Here is a 17,710-nt window from a genome sequence, read left to right as displayed (position 1 = left end):
GTCAGTCCTCGTCGTTAAAGCTGGAGCGGCTGGCCGCTTTGTTCTTGAGCTGCAGTTTCTGGATTTCCAGGGCAACTAAGTGCGCAACGGCTTGCCCATCCATGCCGGGGGCTGCATGTACATGGATCTCGCCAATGCTGAGCGTATTGCTGACCGGCTGTGGCTGCCGGCCTGCACCCTGCAGGGGCGGGCGCTTGTCGATAGTGAGGCCGCCTTCGGCACCCACCGGCACAGGCTCCAGATCGTGTGGGTTGAAACCAAGCTGTTCCCCCAGCCAGCCCGTTGCTGCCTTAAGTTTATCCAGGGCGCTGTTCTTCAAATCCCCCAGGGCAACACCCAACTTGCCGGCAATCGCTTTGCCTTGCTCAATCAAACGACTGCCCAGGCCGAGTATGCCGTCCATCACGCCGCTTTCACCGTTGCCGAGGCCCTGCTGTAGCCCGGCCATTACATCGCCGCCGTGGCTGGCAAATACACGGCTGGGGGAGTGGATACCCAGCACACCTTTGAACCAGCCAGATACTGACTCACCGATGGAGGAGATCTTCTCCTTCACATTGGGAATCATCTTGGTGATGCCGTTTATCAGGCCCTGGAGGATATTGCCGCCCAGCTCGCTGAAGGTGGCCGGCAGTTCAATCCCTAACGCGCTCAGGCCTGCGCGTATGCCTTTGTAAAGCAGCCCTATGGGTGACCAGTTCGCAAGCAGTGCTGCCACTCCGCTGATGCCGCCATTAAATGCGGCTTTAACCTGTTGCCAGAGCCCGGCGAAAAACGCCTTGATAGGCTCCCAGTTGCGGTAGATGAGGTAGGCCAAACCCGCGATAGCTGTTACGGCAAGGCCGATAGGGTTGGCGATAAGTGCGGTGGTAATAGCCTTGAGGCCACCGGCTACTAGGGGTAGGGCTGTTTTACCAAGAGTGAGCAGCACCGGCCCCAGGGCTTTGAACATGCCTAGCATGGGGGCCATTTTCATCAATCCGGCCCAGCCAAACATGACGCTGCTGACGGCCAATCCGAGAGCGCCGAGTACAGTTATCAGAACGGCCAGTAATGCAGTCAGTTTGACCAGAGTTGAGGCCAGCTCGGGATTCTCTCGTGCCCAGCCAGTAATCTGACGAACAATGCCTGTGACTTGCTGGGTTATATCCCTAAGCCCACTGCTTTCGCCATCGAATAGCTGTGTTTTAAGTTCGTTCCAGGAGCCGGACAGTTTCCCTATGTCGCCATTCAAGTTGTTGCGGAGTTGTTTGCCAAGGTTGGCAGCAGCACCGCTTGTATCACCCAGTAAATCCTTAGCGCCACCCAGTGCTGCCAAAAAGTCGGGAATTTTGTCGATGGCCAGGTCTTCAACGGGTGTGCCGAATAGGGCGATGGCGGCATTGGCGCGCTCGGCGGGGTCTGGAATTTGTAGCAGGCCTTGGACGGTTGTCTGTAGGGCTTGCTGTGCATCATCTCCCCCTGACGCAATCGCGGCAGACATTTGTTGAGCGTTAAGGCCGATCAGGTCGTAGGCTTCTACGCTTGCTTTGGACATATCTGAGCCACGAATGGAGAATTCCTTGATGGCATCTCCGGTTTTATCCAACGCGAACTTGCCCTGTGCGGCCATCTTCACCAGCAGGTTCATTGACTCCTGGCCGCTAAAACCCAGCCCCCTGAAGTGGGTGCTGTATTCATGAAGGATCTCGGGTAGCTCATTGCGCATTTCAGCCGTAACGTTTTGCATACCACCCGTGATCAAATCAAAGGCTTCATCAGCACTGCCGGCAAGTCCGTTCTGCAGCATAATCTGAGCCACCTGGATAGACTCCGCGGTGTCGGTACCAAAGGTGCTGGACAGGTTTAGTGCATGGCGGGAAATACGCTGTAGCTCTTGGCTGCTGGCATCACCTAAAGTACCAAAGGCGGCCGAAGCAGCATCCAGTGCGGTGGTGATTTCATTGACTTCAGCCACGCTGCCGTTGGCTTTGATGGCATTGATAATAGCGGTATAGCCCGCAGCATAGTTACTGTCTTGCCCATGCCGTGCGGCAATCAGGGAGCCGCTTGTTTGTGCTTCTACCACTGGAGCCATCATGCCGCTCATACCGCGCATGGCCAGTACGCCGCTACCCAGCGCCGCGGTACTGTGGCCAGCCAAGGTCATGGCGTTGCCCCGGATATTGTTGGCACGTTCCCTTATTTCGTTCAGCCGCTTTTGTTCCTCAGCCAGTGCCGCCAGCTTGCGCTTCTGCTCTTCAATTGCGCCATTCGTTTGCCGCATCTGCCGCTGCAGGTTGTTCTGGTGCCTGTCGAGCCGGTCGGTATGAATACCGTTCTGGCGTAACTGTTGGCCCAGTTGCTGCAGTTTTTGTCGGTTGCTTTGGTGGGCGTCTTTCAGTCTGCGTGCTGCTGAGGTGGCTTGCTCAAACTCGCGCTGGAGTTTCTTGGTAGGGTTGGCGGTTCTCCTCATTTCGCGAGCCAGCGCTGCGGCTTTTTGCTGCTGTTCGCGCAGCGCATCGCCACTTTCACGGGTGGCGGACTCCAGCTTTTGGAAACTGGATATATCCCGCTGCTGGCGTTTCAGGATTTTGAGTTGTTCCTGGGAGGCTTTCAGTGCTTCAGCCGTTTTGCCGCTGTCGCGGCCGATGGCTTTGAGTGGTGCGCTGGCTTTGTTGATGGTGTCCAGTATCAGCTGGACGCGCAGATCACGCGCCATGGCGGCGCGCCTCTGCAGAGTGAATCAGTCGCGAGGGTTGCGAAAAACGCTGCGCAAGGCGGCTCCGATGAATGAGCCGGCTCCGTAAAGGGCGCCAAAACCCATGAATAGCAGCAGTGCCACGAGTGACCAGATGATCAGGTGTTCCATGGTAGTGGTTCCTGAGTGGGGGTACATTCATCATAACAAATCCTCGCATGGCAGCCAGCGGCTTCAACTGTCACTTTCCCAGCGTTTACGGGCTTTCTCCCGCCAGTCCATTAGTTCAACCAGTTCCATGCCGTCCATGTCACAGGGCCGCCAGTGGAACACCATGGCGATATCCGCCATGGCTTCGTCTACGCGGTCAGGAAGGCTTCTTCCTTGCGCTGCTTCTGCACGAAAAAAACGGATATTTGCACACCCAGTTGCGTCAGATCTGCCGGGTCCATGTCGGCCACATCCTGCTTGGTGAGAGTGGGGGAGCTGATACGGGGCAGCAGTGTCTGCAGGCTGTTCACATCCAGGCTCAGTACTTCTTGCAGACTCAGTCCACGTAGCTCGCCGGATTTTGGTTTACGCAGGGTGATTACATCAATGACCTGGTTGCCACGCTTGAGCGGTTCATCTAGGCGTACGGAGTGGGGCGGCAGCTTTTCAGGTTCAACGATGGTGACTTCGTTCTGGGGCTTGTCGTCGGTTTTGGCTTTCATGGTATGCATCCCATTGCGTCAGTGAGAAAAAGGGCCGGTACGGGTGGGGGCGTACCGGCCAAGGGCGTTGATGTTTACAGGCCGATTGCCTTGCGCTGTGCTGCCAGGCGGTCTTCGCCGTCGACAATGGCGACCATGTTGATCAGATCGATCTCGATCACTTCTTCACCGTTGCTGGTGAGTTTGTAGTAGCTCAGCTCGGAGGTGACCTTAAATTCGGTGCCTTCCCCGGCCTTGCCGCTACCCATATCGATTTTGCTGTGGCGGCCTCGGACCACCACTTCCACAGCATCCACATCGCTGCTGTCTTCACGCTGGTAGGCGCCGGCAAAGCGCAGCTGCACACCGTCGTGGGTGGTAATACCGTACTGGCGGAGGACATCTTCCATGAGTCCTCCACAGGTCCAATCCATGGACAAGGCCTCCTGGCCATGATCCGTTTTGACGGAGCCGTCCATACCACCGCCCCGCCATTCTTCCATCTTGCGCTCCAGCACCGGCAGGGTGACTTCGTCCACCTGGCCCGCGTAGGAGAGACCATCGTTAAACAGGTTCATGTTCTTGAGTTTGCGTGGCAGTGCCATCGGTCATCCCTCCTTAGGCGTTAATCTGGCTGGCAAAGTCGGCCAGATAGCGGTCGGTGATGCGCTGGCGGAACATCAGGTTCTCCAGCGGGGGCACCGGTGTGTAGTCGTAATCGATGTAGAGTTTGCCGGCCTTCAGGGTTTCCTGGCTGTTCGCGGTATCGTCGTACCAGGCCTTGCCGTCGATGATGTAATTCAGTGCCTTCAGTTCGCGGAACTTGGCGTTGATGCCTTCAATGATGTCGCGGATGAGGCTGGCGTGCATCGGCTTGTCCACGGCCCACATGTGGGCCTCGGCCATGGTGTCGGCCAGTACCTGGGCGGTGCGCACGTAGTTCTCAAATGCAAACAGCGGATCTTCGGTGCAGGTGCGCGAGCCCCAGAAACGGAAGCCGCTGCGGTTGATCAGCGTGGTGACTTCGTTTTCGTTCAGGTAGCCCGCATCGGTGGCCGGGTTCTGCAAGTCCCAGTACAGGTCTTTGCTGATACCGGTGACGCCATTGACCGGGATGTTGGACAGGGTTTTATGCCAGCCCACTTCCTCGTCCAGCTTGGAGCGCAGGCCCAGGGCGCGAGCAGTGGCGAACAGGGTGGTTTCGGCACTGGCGACGGTATCCCAGCCGACAAAGTCGGGCCAGATCACCATCACTTCACGCTGGCCGAAGTTCTCGCGGTAGGTGACCGCCTCTTCTTTGGTTTCTGCACCAAAGGCGGACACATAGGCAAAGGCACGCAGTTGCTGGGCGATGCCTGCCAGCTCGGTTGCCACGGCCAGATCATCCAGCCCAGGCACACCCAGAATGCGTGGCTTAACGCCCACCTTGGCCTCGGCGGCCAACAGGGCCTTCATGCCGGTGTATTCACCGGTAGCGGTCACGGTGCCGATCAGGTTGCTGGTGGTCTCGGCCGCATCAATGCCCTCGGGTACACGCACGGCGATGATGATGGGTTTGGTCTGGTCGGCAATGGCGTCCAGGGCTTTGGCCAGGGTGCCAGTGGTGCCGGATTTGCCAATCGCTTCCAGGACGTTGGTGATCAGCTTGGGCTTGTTGGCCGGGAAATAATCGACATCGGCATCGTCAGCGGTGGCAACCAGGCCGATCACGGCCGTCGATACGGTCCGGATCGGGCGGGTGCCTTCGTTGATCTCGATGACGCGGACGCCGTGATGGTATTCGGTCGCCATGGGGTCTCTCCTGCGGTTGGCATTGTGCTTGGGTCAGCAATGCAACCAGTGTGCAGCCTCGCGCGAGGAGAGAGGAGGTTAGGGGTATGTATAGCGGGGGTTTACATTGCGGATAATTGCCAGGAGGTACAGATGACTTCGTTCCAGACGATCAAAGCCCAGGTACCCCAAAAGAATAGCCAGGGCATAATCCAGTCTGTGAAGCCGGGAAACTTAAACCCTACCCTGAAGATAATTTTTAGTTTGAAAATAAGCCATTCACTTCCTTCACACAAAACAGATAGCTGATGACTTGAGTTGCCGGGAACCCTTAGATTTCCTACTTTTTTCTCTGAGACTGTACCGTCATAGATAAACTCCCAGTTGCTCATCAGACCCTCCATGCATACGTTGGAGTAAACTTTACCAAGCTCATATTTTGCGCCTGGATCTTCTGATTTAAGTCGCTGTATTTCTCTTGAAAACAGTGGTAGAAGCGACAGGTTTGTCTGGAACTTTCCTCTGTCCATTAGGTAATTGCTAACCGAAAAGAAAAACTGCGAAGGGTTTTCAGAACAGTATTGGTAATATCGCCACGCATAATACAAATACATCGCCAGAATCATGCCCTTTAGCTCCCACTCGTTCAGCGTGTGAAGCCCCAAATTCTTTAGCAGTCCAATCTCGTTAAAATCCCCAGGCCCCATGTAGAACAGAATGATCCCGATGCAAGTGATCATCAGGTTGCGCCGCTGCCGGTAGACTTTTTCTTCCATGTCCCTGTCTCTCATAACGATTTCTGTTAACAGTCTACCGGGAGGAGCATAAGAAACAAAAACCGCCCTGGTGGGCGGTCGTATGGGTTAGCGTTTTACTTCATTGTTCCCGATAGGATTTCCTCACGCCGGGTGAGCATATCCGCTTCGGCAACCACGCCGGTAGTGATCAGCTGCTGCAGGCAATAGTCGATACCATCCTGGGTTGAGGAGAGGGCCAAATCGATGTACTCCATTCGCGTGTCTTCGATGATGTCGAAGAAATCATCGATCACTGGATCAGACGGGCGTAGTTCTTTGAGCTTCAGACGCTCCGGGCTGGACCACAGGATCTTGAAGGTTGTAGGCCCCACTTGAGGCCGGTCGGGCGCAGGTGCCGGCGGCGTCACAGCTGAAGGTGCTGACCATTCGCCTTGGGCATTCCGCTTCCAGCCAGCACGGACTGTATCAGGGACTGATTGGAACTCAGCCGCGATGGCCGGGTGAAAATCTGATTCAGGGGTCGCCGATACATCGACGGCAACTCCGTTAACAATGCGTGCATAGTTTGCCATGTTTACCACTCCACAATTACCAGTCCATCACCACCGTCACCGCCGTGGCAGCTATCATTGCTGCCGTGGTTGCCCAATCCACCGCCACCGCCTCGGCCGCCATGGCCGCCTTGTGCGTAGGTTGTAGAGGTACTATAAGCAGCTGCTCCGCCGCCGCCGATACCGCCACTTCCTGTAGGTGAGGAGGACGCACCACCGCCGCCACCAATACCACCATTTCCGCTGCCACCACCGTCTGTAAAGCCTTCGAACGGAAAGCGGTAAACGGCGTTAATGCAGTTCAGGGTGCTCACGGGCTCGCCGAGCGCGTTGGGCGCAGGTGCTCCGCTTTCGGAAACACCAAATGCCGAGCCGCCCCCGTAGCTATAAGTATCGCCGCCCCCTACACCGGCGCCGCCACGACCATAAGCATGGCCTCCATCCCCCAGTTGGGAGGCCGCTCCACCGCCGCCAGTACAAGTGCCAAGCGATATGCCGCCGGTTGATCGAAAGTCACCGCCGACACCGATGCCGCCCACGCTGGGTAGCTCTTCAAAAAAACCGCCTCCACCACCGGTGGCTGATATAAGCGCGCCAAATGAGGAGGCTCCACCTGGGCTACCGTTGCTGTCCGCCGATGCGCCGGCTCCACCGGAGCCCACCGTAACGGTGAAGTTGTCGCCTGGTGTAACAGTGAATACGCCGTGTGCATAACCACCACCACCACCGCCAGAACCTGCTGAGCCGCCACCCCCTCGCGCACCGCCACCGCCGCCACCGCCCAGTACGCGAATGCGTACCTGGTGAACGTTGTCGGGAATGGTAAAACTGTGCACGCCCACGCTCCCGAAAATACGCCAGAGGCCGTTGCCAAAATCTCCCATGTAACCCGGGGGAACCACTTTGGTTGCCAGCACAGTGTTATTGGCTGAGGCACTGCTGTCCCAGGATGTATGACGCCCCATTATGCAACCTCCTCAAAACCGAATATCCGCACGCTACAGCTGCCAGTAGATGCCTGGACGATAATGTTCTCCCCCGGGCCTGCGACCAGCGCTGTGCGCTCGAATACACCGGATGCCGGGATGGATAGCCCGTATTCGATGAAATCTTCATCGGCCGGGACTTCATTTGTGGTGATGGCGACACTCAGTACCGACGCATCGACACCGCGATTGACCACAGAGATATTCAACGTCGTCACCGTTTCGGCTGGCACGGTGTATACGGTGGTATCCACTTCAGCCGGGGGGACGGCGGCCCCCAGTTTTCCTGCTGCCATTAGTTCTGTCCCATAAAGTAAGTGCGAGGTGAAATCTGGTTAACCCACTGGGTATCACCATCGTTGTCTGATGCCTTGGCCAGCACCTGGTGGTGTCGTCCACCAGGAAGTAGATACGCGAGGGTGATGGTGTTGTTGACCCACTTGCGTGTTGCCACCGTTACATTGGCATCCAGAATCAGTGTCATGAGGGCGGAATTGCCAACACGCAGAGCGGCAGAAATCAGCATGTCGCGGGTGCTGCCTTCGGCTGAAGTGGGCTTGTAGGTTTCAGGGAAGTTGCCATACGCGAACAGCTCCCCATCGGAGGTGAATAGACCCACTTCACGGATATGCCAGCCGCCGATATCGGCGGGTACCAGGAACTCTGCTGTTACTAGGGTGGGGTCCGTGGGGTGAGCAAAGAGGCTGTTCAGTGAGTAGCGCTCCAGCTCGTTTATCAGTGTCGTTTCCGAACCATCGGGTACGGGTACAGGCGCACCGTTACCATCGCCAATCGCGCCCTGGGTAATCTCAACAGCCGGGCCACCGGCAGTGACTGCAGCCAACTTGGCCAGGCCCGACTGGGTGACTTTCATGTAGTAATTCATGGAGCCTCCGCTGCAAGAGTGATGGTTTCGCCAACGGTGAACAGGGCACCGACATAGAGGTATGCCTGGCTATTGCCTTCAAGTGCAACGCTGGTCAGGTGGCTACGGACATTCTTGGTGGCGTTGGCCACGTCGATGAGGGAGCGGTAAAGCGACAGGCTGGCCATCGGCGTTTGGTTAATTGTTGCGACCAGCCTGAAGGTGTAAGGCTCTGCCTTGGGAGCATCTTCAAACCATTCAATGACCTCAACGCTATACCCCAGACTGTTCAGCGCCTGCTGGAGCGCATAGCGGGTACCTTTGCTGCGGTGTACCGAGTAAGACGCGGCCAACACCTGGCGTTTTTGCTCGGTACTCCAAGCGTCTGACCAGGTATCGACGCTGTATGCCCAGGCGAGCCAGGGTAAGAAGGGTTCCGGGCAGGTATGCGGGTTCCAGAGGTCGCGCAGAGGGCTGGCAACTGAGCCGAGGCGTGCGGTCGCATCGTCCAGGGCATGCTCTGTGCTGGTTGAATTGGGTGGCAGTAAGCTACTCATGAATGCCCCCGATCGACAGATCTACCTCAGTGCAGAAGGGGGCTTGATGGGGCGCTGCCAGAATATCGGCCACAGGCTGGACCAATTCCACGTTATGAACACCTTCCTGGTGAAGCGCAGCGTACAGACCTGAAAGCGTTACATCCCGGCCCAGTCGGTGATTGGTTTCGATGTAGGCATTCAGGGCTACCTGGGCTGCATTCAGCACAACGGCCGCATCAGGCCCCGGGAACAGAGTCAGACTGGCAACCACGCTGTAGTTGATGATGCTGGCACTTTGTACGCTGAGCTGGTCTGTAAGGGGGCGAACCGCATCGTCAGAAAGTGTTGCTTCGACTGCAGCAAGGAGGCTCGCATCGGCAGCACCGGTCCCGGAGCGGCTGAGCACCGTTACCGTGACCTGCCCCGGTGTTGGGCTGAGAGCGCTGATATCCAGCACGTCGGCATCGGCCCCGAGGCCGTGGAATATATAGGCGCCTTCAGGGCCTGCAGTGCTAAAGCCTTCAAACGACAGCTGCACACGTCGGCGCAGGCTGTTGTCATCTTCGTAGGTGGCAGGCACAGGGGGAAAGGCATCGGGATTGCCGGCATCCAGCAGCAAGCGTTCCACCTGGTAGTTGGCGGCCAGTTGGTCAAGATCGGTACCGCCGGCATAGGCGAGCATCACCGCCTTGGCAGCCTCGTTCACGCGCTGACGCAGCAACGTCTCCCGATAGGCGGCTACCTGCAGGACCTTGTGCGCAGGCTCGGACTCAAGTGCGAGTGTGTCAGCCAGCTCGGGTGCACGGCTCAGCAAATCGGCCAGCATTTCTGCCAGGATCACTTCGAAGTCGATCTGCTCGACAACATCAGGCATTGGGAGCTTATTCAGTTCTATGGCTGTAAAGGCTCCGCTCATGAGCGATCTCCTACCGGTGTGTTGATTGTGACGGGAGCGGTACCGATTCGACCTGCAACCTCAATCATGGCGCCTGCAGGGGAACGCAATTCCAGGCTGATACGGCTGATTTTGAACCGGGGCTCCCAGCGCATGATGGCTGCGGCCGTGGCGGCATAAAGGCGCAGAATAGTGGTACGGGTGAGGGGCTGATCAACCAGTTCTGGAATGAGACTGCCGTATTCGCGCCTCATCACACGGCTGCCGATCGGCGTCGTGATGATGTCGCCAATACTTTGGCGAACATGCGCATCCAGATTGTCGATGAGCGTGCCTGATTGGCGATGCATACCACTCATAGCGGTGCACTCGTTAGGCCACCGTCATCACCGGTGTGTTTGTGAGTAGCCAAGCTCACGGAATCGACAGCAATCACATCACCAGCGGCGGTGATTTTGGCATTGCAGCGGATGTTGTTATTGACGGTCAGCTTGCCTGTCAACGTGCTGTCCGGGCAGTCGATCGTGACATGAGTAGGACTTACGATGGTGACATCGCCTACACATTCAGCATTCAAGTGATGACTGTGGCTGTTGTATTCCAGCCGGGTGCCGTCTTCGAATTCAATGAGGTCCACATCGGGATCTGCACTCGGGCGGTCAAGTGACTGGGTGTACAGCATGCCAATAATGGCTGCTTGCGCAGGGTCACCCGATGGGCATGCCAATACCACTTGGGCGCCTTCACGCAGTGGCCTCCAGCGTCTGAAATTACGACCGACTTCAGCAGGCCAGGGCAGCCAGCCGGTAAGGAGATCACCGGTTTTTACCCGTAACCGGCGGGCGGCATGATCCACCTGGGCAATGGTGCCCAGGCGGATCAATGATTCAAGACGGCGGTTGATGTCTGCAGTTTTCATACCCCGATAATGGATCACGCGCGCGCGGGAGTAGAGCGGGGGTATGTGTAGAGCGAGGGTATACAAAGGTTAATGCCTTTGTAAGGCGAAATCGGTTAGGATTTTGTCAGCCACAACAAGGAAAAAAGGAGGACTGTTATGGCACTCGTAAAATGTAAGGAATGCAATCATGAAGTCGCATCATCTGCCGAGTACTGCCCTCAATGCGGGGTGAAAGAGCCTGGAATTACCTTCTTGGGTAAAGTGTTCGGCTTTTTCCTGATACTGGGTGTGGGAGGGGTAGTCCTGTACTTCGCCTTCGGGTAATTCCACCTTACTACGTCAGGTGATCAATCAGCAGTTGTTGAATCAAGTCCAGATCATCTGACGTAAATCCCACCAGTTCCCTCTGTTCGTACTGAATCTCTGGCCCACCTCTGGCCACCCGATCACGCAGGCCGTACTGATGCACGCGGGCCAGGCGGGCGATATCGCCGAAGAACCCTACGCTTACGCTGTTGGCGTTATAGCGGGTCTTGAGGAATTTGGCGGTGCGTAGTTTGGTGAACATGCCCTTGCGGCGGATGCGGCCGGTTTTGGCTTCGGCCCGGCGCGGGGCGAATGCTGAGCCGTCTGGGTTGCGCTGGTCGGCGATGCGTTGGCGTTGCGATCGGCGCAGCTCTGTGCCCAGTTGGCGGGCCAGTTTCTTGCGTTCAGCCGGTTCCAGCTTCTGCAGTAACGGGCTGGCCCAGCTTTCCAGGCGGTTGAGGTCAGACATCCGGCGTCAGCTTCTCGTTATCATGCCAGAGCGTTTTGAACAGCACAGGATCGGGCAGGTTCCACTCCGGTACCGGCTCGCCCAGGTGTTCGGTGGTGTAGTTGCCTTCGGCGTTCAGGTTCACCAGCACGCGCTCGGTCAGGGGCAGGGTGATGCTGAGATCGATCTTGCGGTTGTCGATGATGTCGGCTTCAAACTGCACTGCATCCTCTTCCATCTCGGGCTGTGCGTGTTTCACCCAGGCGAGCAAGGGGACCAGTACAACATCGGAATGATCTGCCAGGTCGGTGATGATCAGGTTCAGGGTGTACTGGTATTCGAAGTGGAGGCTGGCCTGCAGGCGTGCCTGCAGGTTGCCTCGGTCGATGAAGATCTGCAGCTTCTCCGGGTTGCGCTTGAGTTCGCGCACGCTGGAGAGCAGATATTCGCGCAGCTCCTGGGGCTTACGCATAGATGTCTCCCGATGGGGCGATGTAGATGGTTGCGTCGTCTTCGCCTCGGTTCATGTACTCCTCACCGTAGGCTTGAACAGCGCGGTACCAGGCACGGCGGCGAATCCACCACATGCCGTCCTTTTTCAGCCAGCGCAGCAGCTCCTGGTTGCTCTTCTTGAACCACTTCATATCCAGCAGGCCCAGCTTCATCAGCTGATACAGGGCGTCATGAATGGCGCTGCCACGCATGCTGTCGGGGGTGTCGAAGGTGGGGCCGGATGGGCCGTCCCAGGCATAACCCTTTGCCAGAATCATGGTGCCGTCCGGGTGCAGGGTGATCCACTCAGTCTCCAGGGTTTCCGGCGGGTGGATGTGTGTCTGCAGAACGGCACGCTCGGCCAGCTGGTATTTCCAGTTGCGCTTACGGTACTTCATCCGTGGCCTCCAGCGTGCTGAGAATGTCGGTGCAGATGCCTTCTGCTGGGTAGGCCGGCAGTACGGTTCTAATCAGCCTGAGCAGCAGGGCACGGGCCACTGGGTCTGTCTGCTGGCAGTGGCGGTGGCGCAGCTCTAATAGGTGCAACGTACCGTCAACTGCCGTTCCGGTTGCATCGCCGATTTGATACCCATCCTGCAGTCGCGGACTGGAACAGCCGGCAAGTGTGCCGGCAATGATGAGTGCAAGAAATATGCGTTTCAGTTTCATCAGGTGTCTCCTGGTTATGACCAGACATCAGCTCCGCCGAGCAGGTCGTAGATGGCGCGTACTTCGTTGCGGATCTCGGGGACCGACTCGCGCAGGGCTTTGAGGTGGATTTCAGCGGGAACCGGCATCTGCATCGACATGCCGATGTTGTCCAGCTGATCGATCAGCTGGCCCATGCGCTTCAGGGCCTGCTCGTGGTCGCTCATGCCGCCTGCTCCTGTGGTTGGTAACGGGCGTAGGCTTCAGCCAGGCGGGTGTCGTAACGGTTCTTTTTGTAGCCGGGGCCGTTGTAGATACGGGCAAAGGCTTTCCAGTCGCGGGCCTGCAGGGCCTTGAGTAGATCCGCATCAGTCTGGATAAAGCTCACGAAGGCCTGCAGATGGTTGGCTTCGTTCTCGCGCATGGCGGTGACGAAGGCATGCACGCTTTCAAACCCCAGGCGCTCCCAGTGGTAGCCCATGATCTGGAATTGCCCCCAGCTGCAGGATTCCATGGCGCTTTGTGCGTGGATCTTGCTGGCATTGCCCAGGCGGAAGTGCTCGGCGTAATAGCCTCGGTACCCGCCCGGTGTTTTGTTTACCAGGCCTGGGAAGCGGTTGCCGGCAGATACTACCTCGGCACGCTTAAAGCCGTTGGCGAGCATGCGCCGGCGCATGATGTGGCGTTCGTACAGGATCACTACGCGGCCGTCGTCCAGGAAGCCGGTGCCTCGGCTCTCGACTTCGCGCAGCGCGTTGACGGCCGCAGGGTCCACCTGCAGTAGTTCGGCGGCTCTGGCTATATCGGCATTGCTTAACAGCATGCGGGTGTCGCGGCCCATGAGTGCCGCTTGGGTCTTGGGGCCGACGACACCGTCATCAATCAGGTTGTGGTCACGTTGGAAGGCGCGCACGGCGATATCGGTGTTGCTGCCAAAGTCGCCATCCACGGTTACCTCGTAGCCAGCGGCCTGGAGCCGTTTCTGTAGCACGCGTACGTTGTAGCCACTGCTGCCAATCAGGATCAGTTCCATTGGTGTCCCCTTGTGATTCGTATGAGTTGAGCCAGGTTGCCTTTAGCGCACCAGGTGGCGATGGCCAGGTAGCTGAGCAGCAGGATGCCGATCGGGTGGATCTGGCCGGCGCTGAGGCGGCCGGTGAGCAGGCACAGTGCCAGGGAGCCGGTTACAACAATGACCAGCCAGGCCAGCACCGATATGTGCCGTTTAAAGCGTGCGGTGCCCCGGCGGTAAAAGATGAGCCGCAAGCAAGTGGCGGCGCTGAAGCCAAAGACGATGAGATCCATGATGTTCATTTGCGCAGCCTCTGAATCAGTTCAAGCAGGTCGGCGTCTTCCAGCTGCCGGATCATCGGCAGGGTGGCAGAGATGCAGAACACGGAGCCCAGGAAGCTGGCAACCCCGGTCTGTTCGATGAACGTCAGGTTGGTGATTTCAGGTGCGGCGATGTAGCCCATCACCAGGCTGATCACCAGGTAAACGGCGCGGACCCAATGGCGCAGCTCGCGGGCTGACATGACAAACAGGGTGGCACCGGCAAAGGCGCCAATCAGGGCGTTGCCGTCGATACCAGGGAACAGGGCCGCCAGTCCCACGCCGGTGGTGGCAACGGTGATTGCGGTGGCTGTACTGGGCTCGGCCATGAGCGCTCCTTAATCCCAAAGCTGAATAATGGTGGAGACGGGGGCTGTTTCCGTCTGATCGGGCAGAGTGACCAGGTGGCCGTGGGGCAGTACTGGCCCCAGTTCGCACAGGCCCGGGTTGGCATCCAGTACGGCTTCGGTGACGCGACCGGTGCGGCCGTAGTGGCGGTGGCAAATGAGATCCACGGTGTCGCCTTGCTGGGCACGTACTTGGGTGGCCATCAGATCAGCTCCACGGTGGTGCGATCACGGCCACTGATCAGGCGTATTGCCAGGATGGCGTTGCGACGGTAGTCGTCGACGGTGGATTCCAGATCCTCGGCCCGGTCACCGCCCTGCAGGGTGGTGTCGTAGTCGCGGTAACGCTCGGTCAGTTCGGCCTTGGCGAAGTTGAACACGGCACGGCGGTAGAGGCTGAGGTAAACGCTCTCGTCATCTACCTGGTCGGCCGGTACCGCTTCCAGGCTCTCGTGGCCCATCATTTCCTGGACCAGGCGCCAATCGTTCAGGTCCGCGTTGGTGTCGATGACGGCACTGACCAGGGCATTGCGCAGACGCTCGGGGGTGATTTCGGAGCCGATACGCATGGCATCGCGACAGGCGACCGGTGAGACAGCCGGCCAGAACGCTGCGTTGGCAATGTCGGCTTCTTCAATGCTGGGAGTATTGGCGACAAATCCGTTCATGGTGCTGTCCTGGCTGGGGGCAATTTGGTGGGCGGTGGAGGTGCGCTTCAGTAGGTCAACGGAGTTAAAGCCACTTCAGCGCACCTGCCGCCCGGCGCATGGGGACGCTCGGTTAAGCCGGCTCTGAATCAGAGTCGGGCTTGTTCTGTTGCAGCTGCTTTTCCAGCTTCTTGATCTGCGTTTTGACGCCACTGCGTTCGTCGTACTCGTAGGCGGCCTGCAGGTTCGTCAGGGCCTCTTTCGGGTCAGATTCCAGCAGTACGGTGCCGATCGCCTTGTGCAGCTTGGCTTTCACCTGGTCGGGCATGTCCTGGTTCAGGGTCAGCTCGCCTACCTGGTACAGCACATTGGCCGGCACGGCGTCTTCGTTCTTCAGCACGGCTTCGGCAAACTGCTCGGCCAGCAGGCAGGGCAGGGAGCGGCTGAAGGAGTCGGCCATGGTCAGGTTGTGGCGCATGGCGTACTCGGCTAGGTCCAGTGCATCGTTGTACTCGCCGGCATCAATGCACCAAAGCATGGTGGTGGTGAGTACGTCGTCCTGGACACCGGCGTCCGACTGCAGAATGCCGGTGAGATAGGGTGCGTACTCTGGTAGCATCTCGCGCTTCATCTCGGCACGGGTCTTCATTGACTCCACGCCTCTCAAGCGGCGCTTGTCATCGTACAGCTTGGCCAGCATCAGTTCGTACTGGCTGGCATCCGGCCGTACCTGTGTCTCGGCGGCCTTGGCTGCCTCCTGGGCAGCCTTGACGCGCATGAGGTGACGTTTTGCGGGTGAGATCATGTCAGTTCTCCCGATCGGTTAGTGGAGCCGGCCCTTACGGGGCCGGGTTCACGGTCTCGATGTTTTCGATCAGGCAGCCCAGGCCGTAGTCTTCGACCACGTAGGCGTCGTTTGAGGACTCGTAGTTCTCAATGCGGTCACGCTTGGGGTTGTCCATGAGGTGACGGCGGCGAGCCTCTTCCTGGAAGTAGATGGAGAGGTTGTCCAGACGGGTGATCATCATGGCACCGGCCGGCACGAACGGGGCACGCACTGCCGGCAAACCGCCGACACGCTTCTGGCTGATGACCAGGTCAGCGGCCAGCGTTTCGGTCGGGGCGTGGTTCTGGTTCACAATCGGGAAGTATTTGTCGGCCAGCAGGTCGCGGCCCATGATCGCTACCAGTTCGGTATCTTCGCGGTACCAGGGTTCGATCAGGTTGTTCACCGCGTCGAATACCAGGGCGTCCAGGTTCTCGTAGTCACCACCAGCGTAGACGTTGATCTTGCCAGAGGCATCGACCACTTCAGACAGTACTCGCTCAGCCGCTTCGTCACGGTATTTCTGGAACCAGCCGATGTTTACATCCTGCAGTAACGGATTGGTGGCGATATCGGAATCAGCTGAGTAGCTGGCACCGTTGAACCCGATGGTGATGCGGTCCAGTGCCTGGCGGCGCAGGATGGCGTCACGGATGCGGGTCTGGAAGTCGGGGAACTTGGCCCACATGTCCAGCTTGGCATAGGTGATATGGGTGTCGCTGTTGTTCTTGCGGCACAGGTAGCCACGCTCGTCCAGGTTGGTCGGATCTTTGGTCTGGCGATCTTTGTTGCTGGTGTCGGTGTTGCTGGCAATAGGGTTGCCGATGCCCAGGCCCAACTTATCGCCCTGCATTTCACGAACAGGGATAATGTTGATCCGGCTCAGGAACTCAGAGCTTTCCTGGATTTTGGTTTCCAGCGTCTGCTGCACGCTGGGCAGTACGTTGAATTTAACGCTGGGGTCTTCGACCTTGTTCAGTGAGCCGATCTGAGCCAGGTAGGCGTTGTAAAGTGCACGGGTTTCGTTACGCATGGGGCTATCTCCGGTAATTCAGGGCGTGTGTCCGTTCGGCGGTACCGACTGGCTTAGCAGTCGGTAACCAGCTGTCCATTGCCGCCAGAGGCAGCCGGGCGTCGGGTGAAATTCGGGGTTTTATCCAGCTGCTGCTCCAGGGTGTTCAGCTTTTCCAGAGCACCGGACAGGTCGGTCTGCAGCTTTTTCAGCTGTTCGGTGTCGTCGTTACCCTTGCCCAGTTCGCTGAACTGGTCCTTCAGATCGGCGACTTCGCTGGCGATCGCTTCAATCGCAGCGGTGACATCACCGTGCTGTTCGGCATGGGTGGCTTCGGACTTGCTGAAAATGGACTTCACCTTGTCCAGGATGGAGGTGCTGTCTTCGAACTCGAGCTCGACTTCGCGGGCAGCGCTAAAGACGTTTTCAGGCTTCTGTTTGCGGTCGTTGAACGGGTTGTGCTGTGCCTTGGCGGCAAACTCAAGCATCTCGGTACCGAGGGAAGCTGGGGAGTCGGTCACCGCCAGGCCGACCAAGTAGGCCTTATCCTTTCCGGAGAAGTTGTGGTCGATCTCCATGCTGGTGTAGACCTTCTTGCGCTTCTTGTTCAACGCAACCAGGTCGTCATTCGGTGAGATCTGGGCGTACAGGGCAACCTTGTCTTCACCGTCGATCTGAACGGTTTCGGTTTTCAGTGCCAGGACATCACCAAAGGCACCAAAGCTGCCATCCGGTGCCATGCCACGGACGTGCTCGCAGTTCACGCGGGCACCGTAAGTTTCGGGGTTGTAGGTCTCGGCCATCTCTTCGAGCCACTTGGGGTCGATCTCGCGGCCGTCCGTGGTGTCGCCGGCAACACCTACGCGGAACCACTTGCTCTTCAGCGCCTTCTTGGCCATCTGTCCTGTCCTCGTCTGATTCAGCTGCTGCTGTTCGTTTCTGATGACGGTCAGGGTGGCCCTATGCGCGAGGGGCTTCAATTGAGGCTGTATGTATAGCCAGCGTTTACATGAGG

29 protein-coding genes are annotated in these 17,710 nt (G+C 58.0%); 1 reads left to right on the top strand and 28 read right to left on the bottom strand.

Annotation, left to right across the window (positions count from 1 at the left end; all coding sequences use genetic code 11):
• Position 1 precedes the first annotated feature (1 nt).
• The 15 genes from BW956_RS05905 to BW956_RS05840 form a co-directional block, all read right to left on the bottom strand.
• Positions 2 to 2,701, bottom strand: a complete 2,700-nt coding sequence (locus tag BW956_RS05905; protein WP_076461604.1) for a phage tail tape measure protein — start codon at positions 2,699 to 2,701, stop codon at positions 2 to 4.
• Positions 2,702 to 2,725: 24 nt separating this feature from the next.
• Entirely contained in the window at positions 2,726 to 2,851 is a 126-nt protein-coding gene (locus BW956_RS22735) for a hypothetical protein (protein ID WP_276327821.1), read from the bottom strand.
• A gap of 63 nt (positions 2,852 to 2,914) precedes the next feature.
• Positions 2,915 to 3,031, bottom strand: a complete 117-nt coding sequence (locus BW956_RS05900) for a GpE family phage tail protein (RefSeq protein WP_076461602.1) — start codon at positions 3,029 to 3,031, stop codon at positions 2,915 to 2,917.
• Between the two features lie 8 nt (positions 3,032 to 3,039).
• On the bottom strand, positions 3,040 to 3,393 hold the full coding sequence (locus BW956_RS05895; RefSeq protein ID WP_175611971.1) for a phage tail assembly protein: 354 nt from the start codon (positions 3,391 to 3,393) through the stop codon (positions 3,040 to 3,042).
• A gap of 74 nt (positions 3,394 to 3,467) precedes the next feature.
• Positions 3,468 to 3,977, bottom strand: a complete 510-nt coding sequence (locus tag BW956_RS05890; RefSeq protein WP_076461600.1) for a phage major tail tube protein — start codon at positions 3,975 to 3,977, stop codon at positions 3,468 to 3,470.
• Positions 3,978 to 3,990: 13 nt separating this feature from the next.
• Positions 3,991 to 5,163, bottom strand: coding sequence for a phage tail sheath protein (locus BW956_RS05885; RefSeq protein ID WP_076461597.1), 1,173 nt, complete (start codon positions 5,161 to 5,163; stop codon positions 3,991 to 3,993).
• A 101-nt stretch (positions 5,164 to 5,264) separates the two neighbouring features.
• Positions 5,265 to 5,918, bottom strand: a complete 654-nt coding sequence (locus BW956_RS05880; RefSeq protein ID WP_139327136.1) for a hypothetical protein — start codon at positions 5,916 to 5,918, stop codon at positions 5,265 to 5,267.
• A 95-nt stretch (positions 5,919 to 6,013) separates the two neighbouring features.
• Positions 6,014 to 6,472: a hypothetical protein gene (locus BW956_RS05875; RefSeq protein WP_076461593.1), complete on the bottom strand. Its 459-nt coding sequence runs from the start codon at positions 6,470 to 6,472 to the stop codon at positions 6,014 to 6,016.
• 2 nt (positions 6,473 to 6,474) lie between these two features.
• On the bottom strand, positions 6,475 to 7,416 hold the full coding sequence (locus BW956_RS22730) for a glycine-rich domain-containing protein (protein ID WP_076461592.1): 942 nt from the start codon (positions 7,414 to 7,416) through the stop codon (positions 6,475 to 6,477).
• Positions 7,416 to 7,733: a hypothetical protein gene (locus BW956_RS05865; protein WP_076461590.1), complete on the bottom strand. Its 318-nt coding sequence runs from the start codon at positions 7,731 to 7,733 to the stop codon at positions 7,416 to 7,418. The genes BW956_RS22730 and BW956_RS05865 overlap by 1 nt, the downstream gene beginning before the upstream one ends.
• Complete coding sequence (locus BW956_RS05860; protein WP_076461588.1) at positions 7,733 to 8,323, bottom strand: phage tail protein; 591 nt, start codon at positions 8,321 to 8,323, stop codon at positions 7,733 to 7,735. Before BW956_RS05860 ends, BW956_RS05865 begins: the two co-directional genes overlap by 1 nt.
• The gene (locus tag BW956_RS05855) at positions 8,320 to 8,859 is read right to left on the bottom strand and encodes a phage tail protein I (protein ID WP_076461587.1); all 540 of its coding nucleotides are present in this window, start codon (positions 8,857 to 8,859) and stop codon (positions 8,320 to 8,322) included. The genes BW956_RS05860 and BW956_RS05855 overlap by 4 nt, the downstream gene beginning before the upstream one ends.
• Positions 8,852 to 9,757: a baseplate assembly protein gene (locus BW956_RS05850; protein WP_076461585.1), complete on the bottom strand. Its 906-nt coding sequence runs from the start codon at positions 9,755 to 9,757 to the stop codon at positions 8,852 to 8,854. The genes BW956_RS05855 and BW956_RS05850 overlap by 8 nt, the downstream gene beginning before the upstream one ends.
• Positions 9,754 to 10,095: a GPW/gp25 family protein gene (locus BW956_RS05845; RefSeq protein WP_076461583.1), complete on the bottom strand. Its 342-nt coding sequence runs from the start codon at positions 10,093 to 10,095 to the stop codon at positions 9,754 to 9,756. The genes BW956_RS05850 and BW956_RS05845 overlap by 4 nt, the downstream gene beginning before the upstream one ends.
• On the bottom strand, positions 10,092 to 10,655 hold the full coding sequence (locus BW956_RS05840; protein WP_076461582.1) for a phage baseplate assembly protein V: 564 nt from the start codon (positions 10,653 to 10,655) through the stop codon (positions 10,092 to 10,094). The genes BW956_RS05845 and BW956_RS05840 overlap by 4 nt, the downstream gene beginning before the upstream one ends.
• 138 nt (positions 10,656 to 10,793) lie before the next feature.
• On the opposite strand from BW956_RS05840, the gene BW956_RS22390 reads away from it, so the two are divergent.
• Positions 10,794 to 10,961: a hypothetical protein gene (locus BW956_RS22390; protein WP_175611970.1), complete on the top strand. Its 168-nt coding sequence runs from the start codon at positions 10,794 to 10,796 to the stop codon at positions 10,959 to 10,961.
• A gap of 10 nt (positions 10,962 to 10,971) precedes the next feature.
• Here BW956_RS22390 and BW956_RS05835 read toward each other — a convergent pair whose 3' ends face one another.
• From BW956_RS05835 to BW956_RS05775, 13 genes are all read right to left on the bottom strand, one after another.
• Positions 10,972 to 11,412, bottom strand: a complete 441-nt coding sequence (locus tag BW956_RS05835; RefSeq protein WP_076461580.1) for a phage virion morphogenesis protein — start codon at positions 11,410 to 11,412, stop codon at positions 10,972 to 10,974.
• On the bottom strand, positions 11,405 to 11,863 hold the full coding sequence (locus tag BW956_RS05830) for a phage tail protein (protein WP_076461579.1): 459 nt from the start codon (positions 11,861 to 11,863) through the stop codon (positions 11,405 to 11,407). The genes BW956_RS05835 and BW956_RS05830 overlap by 8 nt, the downstream gene beginning before the upstream one ends.
• On the bottom strand, positions 11,856 to 12,281 hold the full coding sequence (locus BW956_RS05825) for a hypothetical protein (RefSeq protein ID WP_076461577.1): 426 nt from the start codon (positions 12,279 to 12,281) through the stop codon (positions 11,856 to 11,858). Before BW956_RS05825 ends, BW956_RS05830 begins: the two co-directional genes overlap by 8 nt.
• The gene (locus BW956_RS05820; protein WP_076461575.1) at positions 12,268 to 12,552 is read right to left on the bottom strand and encodes a YgdI/YgdR family lipoprotein; all 285 of its coding nucleotides are present in this window, start codon (positions 12,550 to 12,552) and stop codon (positions 12,268 to 12,270) included. Before BW956_RS05820 ends, BW956_RS05825 begins: the two co-directional genes overlap by 14 nt.
• A gap of 14 nt (positions 12,553 to 12,566) precedes the next feature.
• Positions 12,567 to 12,758 carry a hypothetical protein gene (locus BW956_RS05815; protein ID WP_076461574.1) on the bottom strand — a complete coding sequence of 64 codons (192 nt, stop codon included), beginning with the start codon at positions 12,756 to 12,758 and terminating at the stop codon, positions 12,567 to 12,569.
• Positions 12,755 to 13,564 (bottom strand): N-acetylmuramidase domain-containing protein, encoded by an 810-nt coding sequence (locus tag BW956_RS05810; protein WP_076461572.1) that lies wholly within the window; start codon positions 13,562 to 13,564, stop codon positions 12,755 to 12,757. The genes BW956_RS05815 and BW956_RS05810 overlap by 4 nt, the downstream gene beginning before the upstream one ends.
• Positions 13,555 to 13,845: a phage holin family protein gene (locus tag BW956_RS05805; RefSeq protein ID WP_076461571.1), complete on the bottom strand. Its 291-nt coding sequence runs from the start codon at positions 13,843 to 13,845 to the stop codon at positions 13,555 to 13,557. Before BW956_RS05805 ends, BW956_RS05810 begins: the two co-directional genes overlap by 10 nt.
• Positions 13,842 to 14,192: a putative holin gene (locus BW956_RS05800; RefSeq protein WP_076461569.1), complete on the bottom strand. Its 351-nt coding sequence runs from the start codon at positions 14,190 to 14,192 to the stop codon at positions 13,842 to 13,844. Before BW956_RS05800 ends, BW956_RS05805 begins: the two co-directional genes overlap by 4 nt.
• Positions 14,193 to 14,201: 9 nt before the next feature.
• Complete coding sequence (locus BW956_RS05795) at positions 14,202 to 14,414, bottom strand: tail protein X (RefSeq protein WP_076461568.1); 213 nt, start codon at positions 14,412 to 14,414, stop codon at positions 14,202 to 14,204.
• Positions 14,414 to 14,878, bottom strand: coding sequence for a head completion/stabilization protein (locus tag BW956_RS05790; protein ID WP_076461566.1), 465 nt, complete (start codon positions 14,876 to 14,878; stop codon positions 14,414 to 14,416). The genes BW956_RS05795 and BW956_RS05790 overlap by 1 nt, the downstream gene beginning before the upstream one ends.
• A gap of 112 nt (positions 14,879 to 14,990) precedes the next feature.
• Positions 14,991 to 15,662 (bottom strand): phage terminase small subunit, encoded by a 672-nt coding sequence (gene gpM / locus BW956_RS05785; RefSeq protein ID WP_076461565.1) that lies wholly within the window; start codon positions 15,660 to 15,662, stop codon positions 14,991 to 14,993.
• A gap of 34 nt (positions 15,663 to 15,696) precedes the next feature.
• Positions 15,697 to 16,716, bottom strand: a complete 1,020-nt coding sequence (locus tag BW956_RS05780) for a phage major capsid protein, P2 family (RefSeq protein WP_076461563.1) — start codon at positions 16,714 to 16,716, stop codon at positions 15,697 to 15,699.
• Between the two features lie 53 nt (positions 16,717 to 16,769).
• Entirely contained in the window at positions 16,770 to 17,594 is an 825-nt protein-coding gene (locus BW956_RS05775; RefSeq protein WP_076461561.1) for a GPO family capsid scaffolding protein, read from the bottom strand.
• Between the last annotated feature and the right edge of the window lie 116 nt (positions 17,595 to 17,710).

The sequence above is a fragment of the Marinobacterium stanieri genome, from assembly GCF_900155945.1.
GTDB lineage: Bacteria > Pseudomonadota > Gammaproteobacteria > Pseudomonadales > Balneatricaceae > Marinobacterium > Marinobacterium stanieri.
The sequence above is the reverse complement of the archived record's forward strand: the minus strand, read 5'-3'. Positions and strand labels throughout refer to the sequence as shown.

Bases quoted from the DNA above. Each gene is read 5' to 3' on its own strand.
- BW956_RS22730 (WP_076461592.1), bottom strand. From the start codon at position 7,416: ATGGGGCGTCATACATCCTGGGACAGCAGTGCCTCAGCCAATAACACT.
- BW956_RS05855 (WP_076461587.1), bottom strand. From the start codon at position 8,859: ATGAGTAGCTTACTGCCACCCAATTCAACCAGCACAGAGCATGCCCTG.
- BW956_RS05880 (WP_139327136.1), bottom strand. From the start codon at position 5,918: ATGGAAGAAAAAGTCTACCGGCAGCGGCGCAACCTGATGATCACTTGC.
- BW956_RS05875 (WP_076461593.1), bottom strand. From the start codon at position 6,472: ATGGCAAACTATGCACGCATTGTTAACGGAGTTGCCGTCGATGTATCG.
- BW956_RS05905 (WP_076461604.1), bottom strand. From the start codon at position 2,701: ATGGCGCGTGATCTGCGCGTCCAGCTGATACTGGACACCATCAACAAA.
- BW956_RS05780 (WP_076461563.1), bottom strand. From the start codon at position 16,716: ATGCGTAACGAAACCCGTGCACTTTACAACGCCTACCTGGCTCAGATC.
- gpM (WP_076461565.1), bottom strand. From the start codon at position 15,662: ATGATCTCACCCGCAAAACGTCACCTCATGCGCGTCAAGGCTGCCCAG.
- BW956_RS05795 (WP_076461568.1), bottom strand. From the start codon at position 14,414: ATGGCCACCCAAGTACGTGCCCAGCAAGGCGACACCGTGGATCTCATT.
- BW956_RS05810 (WP_076461572.1), bottom strand. From the start codon at position 13,564: ATGGAACTGATCCTGATTGGCAGCAGTGGCTACAACGTACGCGTGCTA.
- BW956_RS05825 (WP_076461577.1), bottom strand. From the start codon at position 12,281: ATGAAGTACCGTAAGCGCAACTGGAAATACCAGCTGGCCGAGCGTGCC.
- BW956_RS05815 (WP_076461574.1), bottom strand. From the start codon at position 12,758: ATGAGCGACCACGAGCAGGCCCTGAAGCGCATGGGCCAGCTGATCGAT.
- BW956_RS05895 (WP_175611971.1), bottom strand. From the start codon at position 3,393: ATGAAAGCCAAAACCGACGACAAGCCCCAGAACGAAGTCACCATCGTT.
- BW956_RS05885 (WP_076461597.1), bottom strand. From the start codon at position 5,163: ATGGCGACCGAATACCATCACGGCGTCCGCGTCATCGAGATCAACGAA.
- BW956_RS05775 (WP_076461561.1), bottom strand. From the start codon at position 17,594: ATGGCCAAGAAGGCGCTGAAGAGCAAGTGGTTCCGCGTAGGTGTTGCC.
- BW956_RS05865 (WP_076461590.1), bottom strand. From the start codon at position 7,733: ATGGCAGCAGGAAAACTGGGGGCCGCCGTCCCCCCGGCTGAAGTGGAT.
- BW956_RS05860 (WP_076461588.1), bottom strand. From the start codon at position 8,323: ATGAATTACTACATGAAAGTCACCCAGTCGGGCCTGGCCAAGTTGGCT.
- BW956_RS22390 (WP_175611970.1), top strand. From the start codon at position 10,794: ATGGCACTCGTAAAATGTAAGGAATGCAATCATGAAGTCGCATCATCT.
- BW956_RS05900 (WP_076461602.1), bottom strand. From the start codon at position 3,031: ATGGCGGATATCGCCATGGTGTTCCACTGGCGGCCCTGTGACATGGAC.
- BW956_RS05820 (WP_076461575.1), bottom strand. From the start codon at position 12,552: ATGAAACTGAAACGCATATTTCTTGCACTCATCATTGCCGGCACACTT.
- BW956_RS05835 (WP_076461580.1), bottom strand. From the start codon at position 11,412: ATGTCTGACCTCAACCGCCTGGAAAGCTGGGCCAGCCCGTTACTGCAG.
- BW956_RS05890 (WP_076461600.1), bottom strand. From the start codon at position 3,977: ATGGCACTGCCACGCAAACTCAAGAACATGAACCTGTTTAACGATGGT.
- BW956_RS05840 (WP_076461582.1), bottom strand. From the start codon at position 10,655: ATGAAAACTGCAGACATCAACCGCCGTCTTGAATCATTGATCCGCCTG.
- BW956_RS05845 (WP_076461583.1), bottom strand. From the start codon at position 10,095: ATGAGTGGTATGCATCGCCAATCAGGCACGCTCATCGACAATCTGGAT.
- BW956_RS05790 (WP_076461566.1), bottom strand. From the start codon at position 14,878: ATGAACGGATTTGTCGCCAATACTCCCAGCATTGAAGAAGCCGACATT.
- BW956_RS05830 (WP_076461579.1), bottom strand. From the start codon at position 11,863: ATGCGTAAGCCCCAGGAGCTGCGCGAATATCTGCTCTCCAGCGTGCGC.
- BW956_RS05850 (WP_076461585.1), bottom strand. From the start codon at position 9,757: ATGAGCGGAGCCTTTACAGCCATAGAACTGAATAAGCTCCCAATGCCT.
- BW956_RS22735 (WP_276327821.1), bottom strand. From the start codon at position 2,851: ATGGAACACCTGATCATCTGGTCACTCGTGGCACTGCTGCTATTCATG.
- BW956_RS05800 (WP_076461569.1), bottom strand. From the start codon at position 14,192: ATGGCCGAGCCCAGTACAGCCACCGCAATCACCGTTGCCACCACCGGC.
- BW956_RS05805 (WP_076461571.1), bottom strand. From the start codon at position 13,845: ATGAACATCATGGATCTCATCGTCTTTGGCTTCAGCGCCGCCACTTGC.